Origin of the sequence: Micromonospora musae (assembly GCF_003626635.1) — a bacterium.
GTDB lineage: Bacteria > Actinomycetota > Actinomycetes > Mycobacteriales > Micromonosporaceae > Micromonospora > Micromonospora musae.
Genome location: NZ_RAZT01000006.1, coordinates 159228 through 176432, shown reverse-complemented (window position 1 = coordinate 176432; position 17205 = coordinate 159228). Strand labels below are relative to the sequence as shown.

The window sequence follows — 17205 nt, the reverse complement described above, 5'->3', positions numbered from 1 at the left end:
ATTGTTTGACGGAAGGCGGAGCGGGACGAATCAAACGTCGACTATGCTCCCTGGCCGTGGCGCGCGCAGTCGTCATGTATTACGGGCTGCGGAGGCACGTTCACGCATTATCTATCGGTTCGCCCGCGGTGCCGCCCGAGCGGGTCATGAGGTGGACGCGGCGCCTATGGCTGGCTTTGCTGCCGTCGGATCATTCATTTCCCATATCTCCCGGGTTCAGTCACCTGCGTGGATTCTGATCCCCGCTCCGTCGCGAGTTCGGCGGGTCCTCGTTCGCTTCTCGCGTGCCTTCGATGCTGGGCCGGCGGCTTCCTGGGCGTGGGCACACGGACTTGACGTCGATTGAGGCATAAGCGGCGCAACCGCCTCCTCCGGGCCGCATGCGCCCTCGGCTTTGGGTTGCTCCGGTACGTGCTCTTGCCGGTACTTGGCGTCGAAAGCGGGGCTTTTCGAGCGGTTTCTCGGTACGCGGCCGAATTTGCGGAGCGGAGGCGGGTGGGTGCTGGGCCACTCCGGTAAAGGACGTCGACCGAGACGGCAGCGTTTGATCGGCAGGATGTCCACCGCGTCGACCGGCTGGCCGTCGACAACATCCTCGGCGGCGGGAGCCGGTCCCATCGAACCCTCCTGGCGTCGGGCATGACACTGGCCGCCGCCTCCGCAGGTCAGTCGTCGCGGACCAAACAGTCCAGTTACCGGTGCGTTGCAAGAACCGCTCGACCTTTGGGGCCGTTGCCGCACGCGGAAGCTCGCTGGATGCGCAGGTGCTATGGGTCAAGTGGCTGCCGGTTGAACTCGTTCTAGCCGGAGCTAGATTGGACCATCAAGTCCGTTGCAGCTACGATTGCGGCGATCTCCGGTTGATGGATGAGCGAGTAGTCGTCGTTCACGCATCAGGGCGGCGATCGTCATCGCGTCCCGCGACTCGGGCGGACTCAAATCCGGACAACTGGGCGACATCGGTGCCCGGCGACTCCCGGTCGCAGCGCGAGGTGATCCAACGATGCGAGGAACGACTCGATGACAGCTGCGCCGGTCCCACCGCCACAGGTGCCGACACCGGCCCGGCCTCGGCTGACGCCTCCACGCCGACCGGGCGGAGGGAGGGGAGAGGCGATCATGCGCCATCGCTCATGCGGACCCGGTACGACGAAGCGCGATTGCCGCCTCGCAAGAGAAGTCAGCGCGTCGACGACTGCGCCTTCATCTCCCGTCGATGACATGCAACTGGGCGCGTACGACTACCGCCACGATTTGAAAGTGACCCGATGACCAGCACCGAAGGCGTACCCCCCATGACCAACCCCATCGAGCCGACCCGCCACGCCCTCGGGTATTCCGACGGGGCCGGACACCCCGACGAGGAAGACATCCTCAGTCAGGACCAAGCCGTCCTCATCGACGAGGTAATCGATGATCCCCGTACCCCCGCGCTCGACTTGCAGGTCGTCAAGAACGAGAGACTCGGCACCTACGACGCCCTCGTCGGGGGCCGGGAGGTGGCCGGGCTGACCTACAGCGTCGCCGGAGACGACCGACTCGTGCTGCTCGGCACCTCCGTGCTCTCCGAGTTCCGCGAACAGGGCATCGCCACCGAGTTGATCCGACACGTCCTGGACGACGCGCGCGGGCAAGGTAAGACGGTCACCATCCTGTGCCCGATCGTCCGCACGTTCATCGAGCACAACCCCGAGTACGCCGACCTCGTCGACCCTCAGCATCCGGGAGTAACCCTGCGTCGCACCCATTCGTCCTGAACCCACCTTTAGCACCCCGACAGGAAGCGTGACAATGGCGATCGATCTCGAGGCCGAGGCGGCCACCCGGGAAGAGAACAACGCGGCGGTCATCGCCGCTCTGAACGAGACAAGTCTCAGCGAGGTGGAATCCAGCTGGGAGCTCGATGTCATCAACGACGTGGAGCGCGGTCGCTGGATCGCCGCCCTCGGCGCCGAAGCGATCGCCGAGCTCCAGTACCGGTTCGTGGGTGGCCGTGTCGTGCTGCTGACGACCTGGGTCGACCCCGCCTACCGGCGCAACCGGGTGGCCACGGAGCTCGTCGCTCGCGTGCTGAACGAGATCCGCGAGAGCGGGAAGAAGATCACCATCATCTGCCCGGTCGTCGGTAGGTTCATTGCCCGTAACCCGCAGTACCTCGACCTCATCGACAAGGTCCATCCCGGTGCCGGCGCCTACCCCCAGCGCGAACGCGCAGCGGGCGACCATGGCGAGGAGCTCACCGCGTTCGAGAAGGACATGACGTAGTCGTCCAGCGGGCGACTGCTGACGAAGATCGGCAACGTCGCGACCCTCGACGATGCCGTCGCCGTCTTCAACCGGGCCGGTCGAGGGCGAGACCGTGAACAGCGGTCGGTCATGACGCGCAGACAGCAGCACCCCTGTTGTGTCGTAACGGGGTGGACGAGGACTGATTCGGAGTGGCGTTCAGATGAAAGCGATCGTGGTGACGGACCGGGCCGCCGGGACGGCCGGGATGAGGCTGGTGGAGCGGCCCGAGCCGGACGCGGCGAGGCTCGCCAGTCTTGAGGGCGCGAACTACGGCGATGTCGTCGTCGAAGTTCATTCGTCTGGATTCACCGGCGATGAGCTGGAGTGGCCCTCGACCTGGATCGACCGCCTCGGCCGTGACCGGACGCCGTCGATCCCCGGCCACGAGGTGGCCGGGGTGGTCACCGCGCTCAGCTACGGAGCAACCGGGTTGTCGGTGGGACAGCGGGTGTTCGGCCTTACGGACTGGACCCGCGACGGCACGCTCGCGGAGTACGTCGTCGTCGAGGCGCGCAACCTTGCCCCGCTGCCGGGCGACGTTGACTTCACGGTGGGTGCCGGCGTCGCGATGGCCGGCCTGACTGCGTGGCAGGGGCTGTTCGATCACGGCCACCTCCTGGAGGGGCAGAGCGTCCTGGTGCACGGCGCGGCCGGCGTGGTCGGTTCGATGGCGACGCAGCTCGCTCGGCAGGCCGGCGCCTACGTCATCGGCACCGGACGTGCCAGCGGCCAACAGACCGCAGTCGACTTCGGTGTCCACGAGTTCGTCGACCTCGACAACGACACCCTGGAAGACGTCGGCGAAGTCGATCTCGTCTTCGATGTTCTCGGTGGCGACATCCAGAAGCGGTCCGCGGGTCTGGTTCGAGCCGGAGGGACGCTGGTGACGGTCACCGGACCGCCGGAGGTGCGGCCTGCTGACGGCCGGGCAATCGACTTCGTTGTCGTGTCCGACCGCGTCCAGCTGGGTGAGATCGCCCGGCGGGTCCGGGACGGGCGCGTGCGGACGAACATCGGAACCGTCGCCACCCTCGATGGTGCCGTGGCCGCCCTCAATCCGACCGAGCGGACCAGGGGGAAGACGATCATCCGCGTTCGCCCATGAGGGTTCACAGGCGGCAACCGGGCCCGCGTGGACCCGGTCAAGGGACCATTTGGTCCAAAGATGCGGCGCTCGCGCCGTGCATAGCGGGCAGCCGGCAGCCATGCTCGGACCTCAAGGTCCGAACCGAGCCGTCTGATCGTGCGGCGTAACTACACGTTGGGAAGGTGAGCCGATGAGCAGTGAGGGACAGGCGCCGGTGGCGGAGGAGTTGATCGACAGCCTCGATCATGGCCGCTTCGAGCTCTATCGCGATGGCGTGCTGGTCGGCTGGCTCTACTACACCCACCTGAAGCCCAACCGGTACGCCCTCCGGCACACCGAAGTCGAGTCGAGTCATCAACACCAGGGCGTGGCCGGCGCCATGGTCCGGCGAGTACTGGACGAGATCCGCGCCCGGGAAGGCACGATCACCGCGATCTGCCCCTTTGTGGTCGACTACCTTTCGCGAACGACCGCCTATGCCGATCTGATCGACGCCCGACACCCCGGCTACTCCGACCGGGCTGCTGCCGAGTCGGCGCGCGCGAAGGTCGGTGGCTGAGCCCAGCGGGCTCGCCCAGGCGATTTCTGACCTCCGACCGGCCGCAACGCGTGGTCCGAGAATTCAGACGACAGCGTGCAACGGCTCGGGTCACGTGGCGGGGCCGGCCAGCACCTCGGGCGGTTCGACACCGATCAGCTTGAGGAGGTTGGCCACCTTGCGGTCGAGGCCTATGCCGACCTCGGTGACCTGCGGGATGCCGAAGCCGCCGAACGCCACACTCGGCTGATCCAGGGTGAAGATGGCGCAGCCGTCGTCGTCGCTGTGCACCAGGATGCGCAGCGGCGCGTAGAGCAGGGTCGCCGGGTGGTAACCGAACATGCTCTCGGCGGTCACTGGATTGCCCAACAGGTACTCGATGGTGTTCGTCCGATGCCCGGCAAGGGCCATCAATGCTGTCTCGCCCTCCTTGACGTGCTGTGTCCCGACGGGCCCAGCGACGATCGTCTCGATGGACCGGGGGAGTGGCGATGTCGCGCGAGAGCGCAGCGCGGGGCGGGCGGGACCACGATCAACCGGCTGCGCCACTGGTCGTGGCGGCGGTGTCGGCGTAGAGCTGGACGCTGGTGATGCGGCCGCCCGCGACGCCGAAGAACCAGAGGTTCTGGAAGACGACGGTCTTGCCGGTCGCCTTGAGTACGGCCGTGTTGGTGAGTCGGGCGATGACGTGGTCGTCGGCGGCGAGGACGTCATCGACGACGACCTGGAACGACTTCCAGACGGCGCCACCGCCCGGGAGCTTCGCGAAGAAGTCGTCGAAGGCGGCGGGGCCGGTGAACTGGCCGCCGTAGGGCAGCGTCGTGGGCAGGGTGAGGACGACGTCGTCGCGCAGCATCGGGAGGATGGGGCCGCGATCGCGGTTCTGGAAGAGTTGGGTGACGGCGTACGTCATCTCGGCCCTGGTGTACGTGTCGCGCGTGCCTGGGGCTTGCGCTGCGGCGGCCAGCGACTCGGCGGCGGCGACGTCGGTGCCGATCACTCCGCCGGCGAAGGAGAGGTTCTCCGGCGGGGTCACGGTCATGACCACGAAGACGTCGGCGGGACGGACGCCCGGACCCTCTTCGAGCAGGCGGACCAGCGTCGAGTAGAACCTGCGCTTGGCCCGTTCGCCACGTTCCATACCGTCGGTGATCGTGAACACGATCCAGTCATCGGAGCGTGGCCCGCCGCGGAAGCCACGGTCGAAGACCATCTCGCCCGGTTCGTGCTGGTGGATGAGCTGGAAGTTGTCGTCCGGTTTCATGTTCAGCTCGGCGACCAGCGCGTCGTGCACCGCCTGGGATACGGCAGCCAGATACTGGTCCGACCTGCCCCGGGCCAGCGAGATGGTGACGAAGGGCATGCGCGCTCCTCTCGACGGGCCGATGGCCTGGGCGGCGTCTGGTCAATTCTGTCGAGCCGGGGCGCGTTCCAGGCGGCAGTCCGGGAAAGCGGAGGACCTGCCGGGTACCGGTGAGACGTCCGGCCTGCCAGAGTTCCTGGGCTTCCGCTTGCAACTATGCCGAGCAGCATACATAATTCAGGACAGAAGGCGGAGCGAGGAGAGGCGAGGTGAAGTCGTGGCTCGTCGGTCGGATGCCCGGCAGAGGATGGTGGAGGCGGCCAAGCAGCTGATCCGGCAGCGCGGCTACGAGGCGACGGCCTTCTCCGACGTGCTCAAGCTCAGCGAGGCGCCGCGCGGCTCGGTCTACTTCCACTTTCCCGGCGGCAAGGCGCAGTTGGCGATGGTGGCGGCCGAGGCGCACGCCCACGACCAGGTCGTCATCATCGACCAGGCCGCCGAAGGGGCCGGCTCCGCCGCCGAGCTCATCGAGCGCTACGTGGACCTGGGTCGCGAGGGCATGATCGCCAGCGAGTACGCCCGGGGCTGCGGAATCGCACCGCTGGTGATCGACGGAGCCGCCCAGCAGTCCGCCGACATGGCGGAGACGAGCCGACGCGCGTTCGCGCAGATGATCGACCGGCTCGCGTTCCACTTCATCGTCCTCGGCATCGACCAGGCGCCCGCACGCGTGCTGGCCGATGCGGTGGTCGCCGGCGTCGAAGGCGCGTTGGTCACCGCCCGCGCTCTGCGTAGCCCGGCTCCCTTCGACGCGGTTCGGGCCGCCCTGGTCAGTCTCGCGGACGGCGGGGCGCCCAAGGGCTCGCGTCGCGGCAGAGCCTGAAAATCCGGTCGTCGGAGTCGACCGGCCCTCGACCCATGTCCAGACAATATGCATGCCGTCATACCTATTATGGCTGCGGCTCGGAGTGCCGGCGACGCCGGACCGGCGGCAACCCCAAGGAAGGACCTACCTCGCATGGCACGAGTACTGATCACCGGAACGTCGCGCGGCATCGGCAGGGGCGCCGCGATCGCCCTGGCCGCCAGAGGCCATCAGGTCATCGCGACCGCCCGCGACCTGTCCACCCTCGACGACGTTCCCGCAGCGGTGAAGCTGCGGCTCGACGTCACCGACCAGGACTCGGTGGACGCCGCGGTCGCCCGGGCGGGACGCGTCGACGTACTGCTCAGCAACGCCGGCACGACTGTCCGGGCACCGCTCGAGTCGATCCCCCTCGACGCGCTGCGCGACCTGTTCGAGCTGAACACGTTCGGGGCGCTGCGGGTCGCCCAGGCCGTACTCCCGCAGATGCGCGACCGAGGATCGGGACAGCTCATCTTCATGTCCAGCATCCAGGGTCGGCTGGTCATCCCGCTGATCGGCGCGTACGGCGCGACCAAGCACGCGCTGGAGGCGTTCGCGGAGACCATCGCCATCGAGGCCGGCCACTTCGGCGTGTCCGTGCACGTGGTGCAGCCACCCGCGGTCACCTCCGGCGGCGCGGAGCTCGCCAAGGTGTACCTCGACGAGGACAGCCCCTACCGACCCCTGCTGAACAAACTCGGACCGTTCCGCTCCGCGCCCGTCTCGGTCGAAGAGGTAGCCGACGCCGTCGCCGCCACGATCGACCAGGGTGCCACGGCACCATTCCGAGTCCCCGTGGGTCAGACGGCCACGACCGTGCTGGCGGCGCGCAGAACGGCGCCCGATGACGCACCGTTCCTCGCCGCGCCGCTGGACTGGTGACGGCGCCTCATGCCGTCCGCGCGTTGCCGCGAGACCCTCGGGAACGTTGCTGAAGCCGCGGCGGCGCCGGCATCCGAACAGGTGCGACCTCAGTCGGCGGTCTCGGCGAGGAGGTCCCGGAGCAACTCCTCACCCCGGGGCCATGGGCCGAAGCCGGCCGCCGGGTTGACGTGGCCGACGGCGCCGAGGTCCACGAAGCGCGCGCCCCACTGTTTCGCCAGCAGCCGGGACCAGCCGATCTCCGCCCATTGGTCGGTGCTGCTGGCCGCCAGGACGGTCGGGAACGGCAACGGGTCCGCCGGGGTCGGGCCGAAGCGGGCGATCGGCGCACCACGGGACGCCGAGTAGTCGATATCGGGCGGCGCCACCAGCAGCGCCGCGCGGACCTGGGCGACGTGCCGCTGAGCCCAGTGGGCGACGGTGTGACAGCCGAGGCTGTGTGCGACCAGTACGACCGCTCCTTCGGCCCGCTGGACCGTGCCGTGCAGCTCGGCGACCCACTCGTCCCGGTCCGGCTGATCCCAGTTCCGCTGCTCGACCCGAACAGCGCCGGCCCAGTCCTGGAGCCAGTGGGACTGCCAGTGATCACGCCCGGAACCACCCAGGCCCGGTACGACGATCATGTTCTCCATGACGGAGACGCTATCGGCCTTCGCTTCACCGTCGTCGAGCCCCCAACGGGCCGGCCGCCGGACCTCGGCCTCCTCGGTGCCGCCGCCTACGGTTGGAAGTACTCCGACATCATTGCGCTGACCCATTCCGGCTGCCGGACCTCGCCCGGGAGGAACTCCACCATCGTCGGCTTCACGTCGATGACCGGAGTGCCGGAGACCGCGTCGAGGCCCACCACGGTCAGTTCGCGACCGCGGACGGACTCGATGGCGCAGCACGTCACCCCGATGCGGTTCGGTCTGCGGGGGCCGCGACCGGCGAAGACGCCGACGGGCGGGAGGTCTGGACGGCCACGGTAGGGGCGGGGTTCGCGGTAGTCGCCGTGCTCCGGGAACTGGTCGAAGACGAAGAGGACCTCCACATGGGAGAAGCCCTCCAGCCCTTGGAGGCTGGCCTCGCCGAAACGCTCGTCGATGGTGATCGTGCTGCGGACGGCTCCCCAGTTGTCCGTGTGCTGGATGTCCGTGCGGTCGTTCCGGACCGTACCTATCGGGGTGATCTCGAAGCTCGGCATGGCTGGAGGCTAATCTCCACGCGCCCGTCCGGTCGGTACCCACGGGCGACGATCTTCGATGTTTGCTCCCATATCGCCGTATCTCGGATCTCGCCGAGGCATTCGAGCGACCGGTGTATCTGCGCGAAACCGGGCGGCCGGCAGGCTACGTCCGGAAGTCGACACTTCCCTTTTTCCCTGGCAGGGTCGCTGATACGGCCGAGCAATTCGCACAGCTGTCGGAAAAGGTGATTTCGTCGGCCGCCTGCCGTCTGCGGAGCGCGGATCGCCAGGCGCTCGATTGCCGATTCGCGCTGCTCCGCCGCTTGCGGCGGGTAGTCACGCGCCCAACCGAGCCGAGTGTCGGACCCACGCCGGGAGCGGTGCCCGGCCGCGTCCGCTCCACACCGTGCAGCCGAACCGCTACGTTCCGTCAAGCGAACGCCGCCCCCTGCTGGTCCTTGCGACCGCCCGACATCACCCGAACGGCCATCAACTCGTTGACTGGAACCGTTCTAATATCGCTGGCAAGTTGCCTTAGCGGAACATTAGTTAGCCGCTCGATGAACACCGCCTATCGCAGGTCCGTCCGCCTTAGACAGCGTTGAGGCAACGCCATACAGGGTGAGGTGCCGCACGAAGCCGGCGCAGTTCATCGCGCGCTATTCCCATCGCGCGCCGGGTAACGGTGTCGGCATTCCTGCACGCCCTTTCCCTGTCGTCGATCGTGCACCCCAATCGATATCTATCAGTTACCGAGAGGGAAGAATGGTGACCAGACGCCGAAAGATCCTGGCCGCGGGGCTCGCTGCCATCGTGGGGTTCAGCCTGCTGCCCCTGACGGCCGGCCCGGCCCAGGCCGCACCCGTCGGTCAGGGGTTCGAGCTCAACGCCGGCGACCTGAGGTTCATCCTCAGGCAGATCAAGATCGCCGAGAACCACGCGACCAGGGAGGGGCCCGGTGGGGAGCCGGTCGCCGGACAACCGCTCTTCGGATCCGGAGCGAACCAGGTCAGCAGCGCGCTGCTGCCGTACGGTCTGCGGACGGTGGACGGGTCGGACAACAACGGCGTCCCCGGCCAGAGCTCCTACGGTGCTGTCGCCAAGACGTTCCCCCGGCACGCCGCACCGCAGTGGCGGCCCGGTGACGACGCCACCGCCTTCGGCGGCCCGGCGAACTCGTCGTACTCCCAGAAGAAGGGCGTGGTCGCCGACGCCCAGCCGCGGGTGATCAGCAACCTGATCGTCGACCAGTCGTCGGCCAACCCGGCCGCCGTGGTGGCCGCCGGCAGGCCGCACCGAAGTTTGAACCAGGATCCCACCGCGGTGCCCTGCGTCGTCGAGCCGGACCCCGGCCCACCAGCGACCGAAGGCTCACCGCCCGGCTGTACACCCCGGGGCGGCACCCTGTTCATCCCGAACGTCACCACCGACTTCGGCCTCTCCCCGCCGTACAACTCGTGGTTCGCGCTCTTCGGTCAGTTCTTCGACCACGGCGTCGACCTCACCGCCAAGGGCGGCAGCGGCTCGGTCATCGTGCCCCTCCAAGCCGACGACCCGCTGATCCCCGGCGCGGACGGCGAACTCGGCACCGCCGACGACCTGCCGCCGAACATGCGGTTCATGGTGGTCAACCGGGCGAAGAACCAGCCCGGTCCGGACGGCCACCTCGGGGACAACCCGGCGACCGCGACCGACGAGAGCGCGGACGACGTCCAGGAGGCCACCAACCTGAACTCGTCGTGGGTCGACCAGAGCCAGACGTACGCGTCGCACTCCTCCCACCAGGTCTTCCTGCGCCAGTACAAGAACAACAGCGCCGGCAAGCCGGTCGCCACCGGCCGGATGCTGAACGGCCCGACCGATGGCATGGGGACCTGGGCGAGCGTCAAGAACCAGGCCGCCTCGCTGCTCGGCATCCGACTCGCCGACGTCGACGTGTTGAACGTGCCGATGGTCGCCGCCGACCAGTACGGCCGGTTCCTGCGCGGCCCCAACGGATACCCGCAGCTGGTGACGGCCACCGGCCTGGTCGAGGGCAACCCCGCCGCGCCGATCGCGATCCCGGCGAACGTCAGCCGGATCAACATCGCCTTCCTCGACGACATCGCGCACCACGCGGTGCCGTCGGTCGCCAAGACCCCGGACGCCGACACCGTGATCAACCCGCCGGGCACCCAACTGCCCGCCGACCGGTACGACAACGAGATGCTCGACGCCCACTTCGTCGCCGGCGACGGACGGGTCAACGAGAACATCGGTCTCGTCGCCGTGCACCAGGTGTTCCACTCCGAGCACAACCGGCTGGTCGACTACATCAAGAACCTCATCATCGAGGAGAACATCGACGTCGCCGAGTGGCAGTCGCCGACCGGCGCCGACGGCTGGAACGGTGAGCGGATCTTCCAGGCCGCGCGGTTCGTGACGGAGATGGAGTACCAGCACATCGTCTTCGAGGACTTCGCCCGCAAGATCCAGCCCGGGATCAACCCGTTCAACGTCTTCACCCAGTCGGACACCGGCATCAACCCCGACGTCCGCGCCGAATTCGCCCACGCCGTGTACCGGTTCGGACACTCGATGCTGGCCGACACGGTCGCCCGGACCAATGAGGACGGCTCGAAGAGCGACATCCCGCTGCTGGAGGCGTTCCTCAACCCGCCGGCCTTCTTCCGCGACGGCGACGGAGGCACGTACACCGCGGCCCAGGCCGCCGGCGCGATCGCCCAGGGGATGACCGAGCAGACCGGTAACGAACTCGACGAGTTCGTCACCGGAGCACTCCGCAACAACCTGCTCGGGCTGCCGCTGGACCTCGCCGCCGTCAACATGACCCGAGCCCGCGACGCCGGTGTCCCGTCGCTGAACAACTTCCGCAAGCAGGTGTACGCACAGACCAACGACAGCGCCCTGCAGCCGTACACGAACTGGGTCGACTTCGGGCTCAGCATCAAGCATCCGGACTCCGTCATCAACTTCATGGCGGCGTACGGGACGCACCCGCGCATCCTGACCGACGCGGGCCCGGACCACATCGTCGAGGACGTCCCCGACACCGCCGCCGACGAGAGTGCTGACAACAAGCCGGCCACCCTGGCCTCGCGGCGCGCGGCCGCCCGGCTGATCTACGAGAACGACGCCGCCCTGAACCCGGTGCCGAAGACGCCGGCCGACAGCGCCGACTTCGTCAACAGCATCGGGGCTTGGGCGAACACCGCCGGTGGCGGCTCCACGACCGGTGTCGACGGCATCGACCTGTGGATCGGTGGCCTCGCCGAGTCGCAGGTCTTCTTCGGTGGCCTGCTCGGCTCCACCTTCAACTACGTCTTCGAGCGGCAGATGACCGACCTGCAGGACGGTGACCGGCTCTACTACCTGTCGCGTACCTCCGGGCTCAACCTGCGCACCGAGCTCGAAGGCAACTCGATGGCCGAACTCGTCATGCGCAACACCACCGCGCAGGCGCTGAAGGCCGACGTCTTCGCCACCTCGGACTGCAAGTTCGACCTGAACCGGCCCACCTTCGCCGGCACCGGCAACAACATTGCGGACGATCCGGAATCGGAGTGCGACGAGTCGAAGGTGCTCATCCGGATGGCTGACGGGACGATCCGGTACCGGCAGTCGAACTCCGTGGACCCGCCGGGTCTCAACGCCCAGAGCACCTACAACGGCACCGCGGGCAACGACAGGATGTGGGGCGGCATCGACAACGACACGTTCTGGGGCAACGACGGAAACGACCGTATCGAGGGCAACGACGGCGCCGACGAAGCACTGGGCGGGCTGGGCGACGACATCATCACCGACTCGGCCGGGGACGACGTGCACAAGGGCGGCGCGGGCAACGACGCCATCGACGCCGGGCCCGGCCTGGACATCATCATGAGTGGTGACGGTAAGGACTTCACCAACGGCGGCCTCAACGGCAACCAGACCTTCGCCGGTGAGGGCGACGACTTCGTCATCGCCGGTGACGGGCCCGACACCGTGTTCGGCGGCGGCGGTGACGACTGGCAGGAGGGCGGCAACTCCAACGACCTGCTCCAGGGCGACAGCGGCGCGCCGTTCTTCGACGACATCAACGAACCCGGGCACGACGTCCTGATCGGCAACAGCGGTGAGGACGACTACGACGCCGAGGGCGGCGACGACATCATGGTCGCCGGTCCGGGCATCGAGCGGAACCACGGTGTACGCGGTTTCGACTTCGCGATCCACGCCCGCTCGGTGGAGGCGGCGGACTCCGACCTGACCATCGCCATCGCCGACGCGCCGATCATGCTCGCCGACCGTTTCCTGTTGACCGAGGCGCTGTCGGGCTGGGACAAGGACGACGTCCTCAAGGGAGACGACCTGGTCCCGCTCGAACAGGACCTGGAGCTGAACACGCCCTGGGGCTCCAACGTACTGACCGAGGAGGGCATCGACCGGATCAAGGGTCTGCGGTCGCTCGTGGCGGGTCGCACCGCGTGCGTCGCCAGCCCGCCGGAGGTCAGCCCGTCCGCCGCGGTCTGTGGCTTCGGCGGCGGCAACATCCTGCTCGGCGGTGGTGGCAGTGACGAGATCACCGGCCGGGGAGCCGACGACATCATCGACGGGGACGCCTGGCTGAACGTGCGACTCAGCGTTCGGACCAACCCGGCCGACGCGACGACGGAGATCGGCACCACCACCTCCCTGAACGGCCAGTACCTGCGCGACGCCGCCGGGAACCCGACCGGGCAGACCCTGCACCAGGCGGTGTTCAGTGGAGCGCTCAACCCCCACAACATCGTGATCGTCCGGGAGATCCTGCACACCGGACCGGCCGGGGTCGACACGGCCGTCTTCACCGGACCGCGGGCGGACTACGACATCATCCCGAACGCCGACGGGACGCTGACCGTGGTCCACGCCCGCAACGTGCCACCCGCCGGCGACCAGGGCGGCGCCGGCGGCGACGGCACGGACACGCTCCGGAACGTCGAGCGGCTGGAGTTCACCGACACCACCGTCACGATGCTCACCCCCGGGGCCCCGACGATCGGGACCGCGAACGGTGGCAACGAGTCGGCGACCGTCACCTGGACCGCACCGGCGGACAACGGCGGGCCGGCGGTCTCCGGCTACCTGGTCCGGGTCGTGAACGCCGCGGGCACCCAGGTCGGCGAGCCGCGTACCGCCCCGGCGGGCGCGACGAGCCTGCTGGTCACCGGCCTGACCAACGGTCAGGCCTACCGGTTCCAGGTGGCGGCGGTCAACGAGGTGGGCACGGGGGCGTACTCGGCCCTCTCCGACGAGGTCACGCCCATCCTCGACGTGACGCCCCCGACGGTGACGGTGGAACGGCCGCTGCCCGGCGCGACCGGCGTCGGTCGGGGGACGAACGTCCAGGGCCTGTTCAGCGAGGTGGTGAACGGCGTGAACGCGAACACCGTCCAGCTGCGCAACGCCGCCACCAACGCCCTGGTCCCGGCCACGGTCGCCTACAACCGTCAGGTCGGGCGGTTCACCCTCAACCCCGACGCCGGCCTGGCTGCGGACACGACGTACCGGGTCACCCTGACGACCGGGATCACGGATGCCGCCGGCAACGCCCTGACACAGCTGAGCTGGACCTTCACCACCGGCCCCGCGCCGCAGGTGACGGCCCGGACACCGGAGCCGGGGGCGACCGGCGTGTCCCGCACCGGCAACATCACGGTGACCTTCGACGAGGCGGTCACCGGTGCCAGCGCCGCCGCCGTGCAGTTGAAACGGGTCTCCAACGGCAACGTCCTGGTGACCCGGGTCAGCTACGACCCCGCCACCCGGCTGCTCACGATCGACCCGAACGTTCAACTCCAGGCCAACGTGGCGTACGAGGTCACCCTGACCGGTGGCCCCACCGCCCTGCGCGACCTGGCCGGGAACCCCCTGCTCACCACGTCATGGACCTTCACCACGGGTTCGTGACCTGACCGCACGACCCGGTGGGGCGCTCCGGACTCCGGTCCGGAGCGCCCTGGCGTGTCACCGGGGTCGCGCGCTCGCCCGATCTTTCGGGCCGCCGCAACGTCCCGGGTCCCGGCACGGAAAGTTCCCGTCGTCGTCCCTGCCGCGTCGCCTTGCCGTGGCCCAGATGGTCGGTAATGTCGGCGAGCGTTGGACGCCGGGATCCGGGTCGCCGCCCGCCGCCGCCGGGCCCACCTGTCGGTTGGCTGCCGCCGGGTCGGTCCCTGCCTGGGTGATCAGGTTTACGGCGAACTGTGCGGATTATGATCCCGGTAAAACTTGAACAGTTCCAGAAGAATGGGCTATGTTCAGGGCATGACGTCCGGCTTCGAGGCGCAGCTGCGGGCAGCTTCGTTGCGCGTGACCGGGCCCCGGCTGGCGGTGCTCGCCGCGCTGCGCGACCATCCGCACGTCGACACCGACACGGTGATCTCACTGGTACGAGCGGACCATCCCACGGTCTCCCACCAGACGGTGTATGACGTACTGCGCGCACTCACCGAGGCCGGTCTCGTGCGGCGCATCCAACCTGCCCGCGCGACCGCCCGATACGAGTCACGGGTGGGGGACAACCACCACCACGTCGTCTGCCGCTCCTGCGGCGCCATCGCCGACGTCGACTGCGCCGTGGGACACGCTCCCTGTCTCACCGCCTCCGACGACCACGGGTTCGTGGTCGACGAGGCGGAGGTCGTCTACTGGGGCACCTGCCCCGACTGCGCGACCGAACGCACCTCCCAACGATCCGCCAGTTCGGAAGGAAGTAAATGAGCGACACCGAGGACTACACCCCCTCCAGCGCGCAGGGTGTGGACAAGAAGGAGGCGGCCGGCTGCCCGGTCGCACACGACTCCGTGACCGCGCACGGCAGCGAGAGCGAGAACCCGGCGATCGACTCGCCGACGCCGAAGACCGGCGGCCGTCCGCGCACCAACCGGGACTGGTGGCCCAACCAGCTCGACCTCTCGGTGCTGCACGCCCACTCCCCGAAGGGCAACCCGCTGGGGGAGAGCTTCAGCTACGCCAAGGAGTTCGCCAAGCTCGACGTCGAGGCCCTCAAGCAGGACATCGCCGAGGTCCTCACCACCTCGCAGGACTGGTGGCCGGCCGACTTCGGCCACTACGGCGGTCTGATGATCCGGATGAGCTGGCACGCCGCCGGCACCTACCGCATCCACGACGGCCGCGGCGGCGCCGGCGACGGTGGCCAGCGGTTCGCCCCGCTCAACAGCTGGCCGGACAACGCCAACCTCGACAAGGCCCGCCGGCTGCTGTGGCCGGTCAAGCAGAAGTACGGCCAGAAGATCTCCTGGGCCGACCTGCTCGTGCTCGCCGGCAACGTGGCCCTGGAGTCGATGGGCTTCAAGACCTTCGGCTTCGGCTTCGGCCGCGAAGACGTCTGGGAGCCCGAGGAGATCTTCTGGGGCCCGGAGGACACCTGGCTCGGCGACGAGCGCTACGCCTCCGAGAAGGAGATGGTGGCCGGCGTCGGCGCGACCGAGATGGGTCTGATCTACGTCAACCCGGAGGGCCCCCGCGGCAACGCGGACCCGGCCGCCGCGGCGCACTTCATCCGCGAGACCTTCGCCCGGATGGCGATGAACGACGAGGAGACCGTCGCCCTCATCGCCGGTGGCCACACCTTCGGCAAGACCCACGGCGCGGGCGTCGCTGACAACCACGTCGGCCCCGAGCCCGAAGGCGCCTCGCTGGAGGCGCAGGGCCTGGGCTGGCTCAGCACCCACGGCAGCGGCAAGGGCGCGGACACGATCACCAGCGGCCTCGAGGTGACGTGGACCGACGTGCCGACGCAGTGGAGCAACCGTTTCTTCGAGATCCTCTTCGGCTTCGAGTGGGAGCTCACCACGAGCCCCGGCGGCGCCAAGCAGTGGGTCGCCAAGGACGCCCCGGAGATCATCCCGGACCCGTTCGACCCGGCGAAGAAGTACAAGCCGACGATGCTCACGACCGACCTGTCGCTGCGCGTCGACCCGGCGTACGAGAAGATCTCCCGCCGGTTCCTGGAGAACCCCGACGAGTTCGCGCTGGCCTTCGCCAAGGCCTGGTACAAGCTGCTGCACCGCGACATGGGCCCGATCGACCGCTTCCTCGGGCCGTGGGTCGCCGAGCCCCAGCTGTGGCAGGACCCGGTGCCGGCCGTCGACCACGAGCTCGTGGGTGACGCCGACGTCGCCGCCCTCAAGGCGAAGATCCTGGAGTCCGGTCTCACCACCGCCCAGCTCGTCTCCACCGCCTGGGCCTCGGCCGCCAGCTACCGCTCCACCGACAAGCGCGGCGGCGCCAACGGCGCGCGGATCCGCCTCGAGCCGCAGCGCAGCTGGGAGGTCAACCAGCCCGAGCAGCTCGCGACGGTCCTGGAGACCCTCGAGGGCATCCAGCGGGAGTTCAACGCCGCCGGCGGCGCGAAGATCTCGCTCGCGGACCTGATCGTGCTCGCCGGCTCGGCCGCCGTCGAGAAGGCGGCGCGTGATGCCGGCGTCGAGGTGACCGTGCCGTTCCACCCGGGTCGCACCGACGCCACCCAGGAGCAGACCGACGTCGAGTCGTTCCGGGTCCTCGAGCCGCGCGCCGACGGATTCCGTAACTACCTGCGCCCCGGCGAGAAGACCCAGCCGGAGGTGCTGCTCATCGACCGCGCCTACATGCTCAACCTGACCGCCCCGGAGATGACCGTCCTCATCGGCGGTCTGCGCTCGCTCGGCAACAACGTCGGCGGCGCGCAGCACGGCGTCCTCACCGATCGGCCCGGCGTGCTCACCAACGACTTCTTCGCCAACCTGCTCTCCCCGGGCACCCGGTGGAAGGCGTCGGAGTCCGACGAGCACGTGTACGAGATCCGCGACCTGGCCACCGACAAGGTGAAGTGGACCGCCACCGCGGTCGACCTCATCTTCGGCTCCAACTCCCAGCTGCGCGCCCTCGCCGAGGTCTACGCCAGCCAGGACGCCCGCGAGAAGTTCGTCACCGACTTCGTCGCGGCCTGGACCAAGGTCATGGAGCTCGACCGGTTCGACATCGCCTGACCCTGCACCAACTG

General features: G+C 68.6%; 13 protein-coding genes. 9 read left to right on the top strand and 4 right to left on the bottom strand.

Annotated features, from left to right (window positions below):
* Nucleotides 1-1268: 1268 nt before the first annotated feature.
* The 4 genes from D7044_RS13435 to D7044_RS13420 all read left to right on the top strand — a co-directional run bounded on the left by D7044_RS13435 (nt 1269) and on the right by D7044_RS13420 (nt 3935).
* The gene (locus tag D7044_RS13435) at nt 1269-1757 is read left to right on the top strand and encodes a GNAT family N-acetyltransferase (protein WP_120689050.1); all 489 of its coding nucleotides are present in this window, start codon (nt 1269-1271) and stop codon (nt 1755-1757) included.
* Between the two features lie 34 nt (nt 1758-1791).
* Entirely contained in the window at nt 1792-2265 is a 474-nt protein-coding gene (locus D7044_RS13430) for a GNAT family N-acetyltransferase (protein ID WP_120689048.1), read from the top strand.
* A 184-nt stretch (nt 2266-2449) separates the two neighbouring features.
* A complete protein-coding gene (locus D7044_RS13425) occupies nt 2450-3394 on the top strand; it encodes an NADP-dependent oxidoreductase (protein ID WP_120689047.1) in 945 nt (314 codons plus the stop codon).
* 172 nt (nt 3395-3566) lie between these two features.
* Nucleotides 3567-3935, top strand: coding sequence for a GNAT family N-acetyltransferase (locus D7044_RS13420; RefSeq protein ID WP_120689046.1), 369 nt, complete (start codon nt 3567-3569; stop codon nt 3933-3935).
* A gap of 90 nt (nt 3936-4025) precedes the next feature.
* On the opposite strand, the gene D7044_RS13415 is transcribed toward D7044_RS13420, so the two are convergent.
* Complete coding sequence (locus tag D7044_RS13415) at nt 4026-4325, bottom strand: hypothetical protein (RefSeq protein ID WP_147434651.1); 300 nt, start codon at nt 4323-4325, stop codon at nt 4026-4028.
* A 121-nt stretch (nt 4326-4446) separates the two neighbouring features.
* Entirely contained in the window at nt 4447-5277 is an 831-nt protein-coding gene (locus tag D7044_RS32360) for a tautomerase family protein (protein ID WP_158609987.1), read from the bottom strand.
* A gap of 217 nt (nt 5278-5494) precedes the next feature.
* Between D7044_RS32360 and D7044_RS13405 the strand changes: the two genes are divergently transcribed.
* Nucleotides 5495-6100, top strand: coding sequence for a TetR/AcrR family transcriptional regulator (locus D7044_RS13405; protein WP_120689042.1), 606 nt, complete (start codon nt 5495-5497; stop codon nt 6098-6100).
* Nucleotides 6101-6235: 135 nt separating this feature from the next.
* Nucleotides 6236-7006 (top strand): SDR family NAD(P)-dependent oxidoreductase, encoded by a 771-nt coding sequence (locus D7044_RS13400; RefSeq protein WP_120689040.1) that lies wholly within the window; start codon nt 6236-6238, stop codon nt 7004-7006.
* A gap of 89 nt (nt 7007-7095) precedes the next feature.
* Here the strand turns inward: D7044_RS13400 and D7044_RS13395 are convergent, their stop codons facing one another.
* Together D7044_RS13395 and D7044_RS13390 are read right to left on the bottom strand one after the other, a co-directional pair.
* Nucleotides 7096-7638, bottom strand: a complete 543-nt coding sequence (locus D7044_RS13395) for an RBBP9/YdeN family alpha/beta hydrolase (protein ID WP_120689039.1) — start codon at nt 7636-7638, stop codon at nt 7096-7098.
* Nucleotides 7639-7724: 86 nt separating this feature from the next.
* Complete coding sequence (locus D7044_RS13390) at nt 7725-8192, bottom strand: SAM-dependent methyltransferase (RefSeq protein WP_120689038.1); 468 nt, start codon at nt 8190-8192, stop codon at nt 7725-7727.
* Between the two features lie 750 nt (nt 8193-8942).
* On the opposite strand from D7044_RS13390, the gene D7044_RS13385 reads away from it, so the two are divergent.
* The 3 genes from D7044_RS13385 to katG all read left to right on the top strand — a co-directional run bounded on the left by D7044_RS13385 (nt 8943) and on the right by katG (nt 17191).
* Nucleotides 8943-14108, top strand: a complete 5166-nt coding sequence (locus D7044_RS13385; protein WP_199716609.1) for a peroxidase family protein — start codon at nt 8943-8945, stop codon at nt 14106-14108.
* A 354-nt stretch (nt 14109-14462) separates the two neighbouring features.
* The gene (locus D7044_RS13380) at nt 14463-14918 is read left to right on the top strand and encodes a Fur family transcriptional regulator (RefSeq protein WP_120689035.1); all 456 of its coding nucleotides are present in this window, start codon (nt 14463-14465) and stop codon (nt 14916-14918) included.
* Nucleotides 14915-17191: a catalase/peroxidase HPI gene (katG, locus tag D7044_RS13375; protein WP_120689033.1), complete on the top strand. Its 2277-nt coding sequence runs from the start codon at nt 14915-14917 to the stop codon at nt 17189-17191. Before D7044_RS13380 ends, katG begins: the two co-directional genes overlap by 4 nt.
* Nucleotides 17192-17205 lie beyond the last annotated feature (14 nt).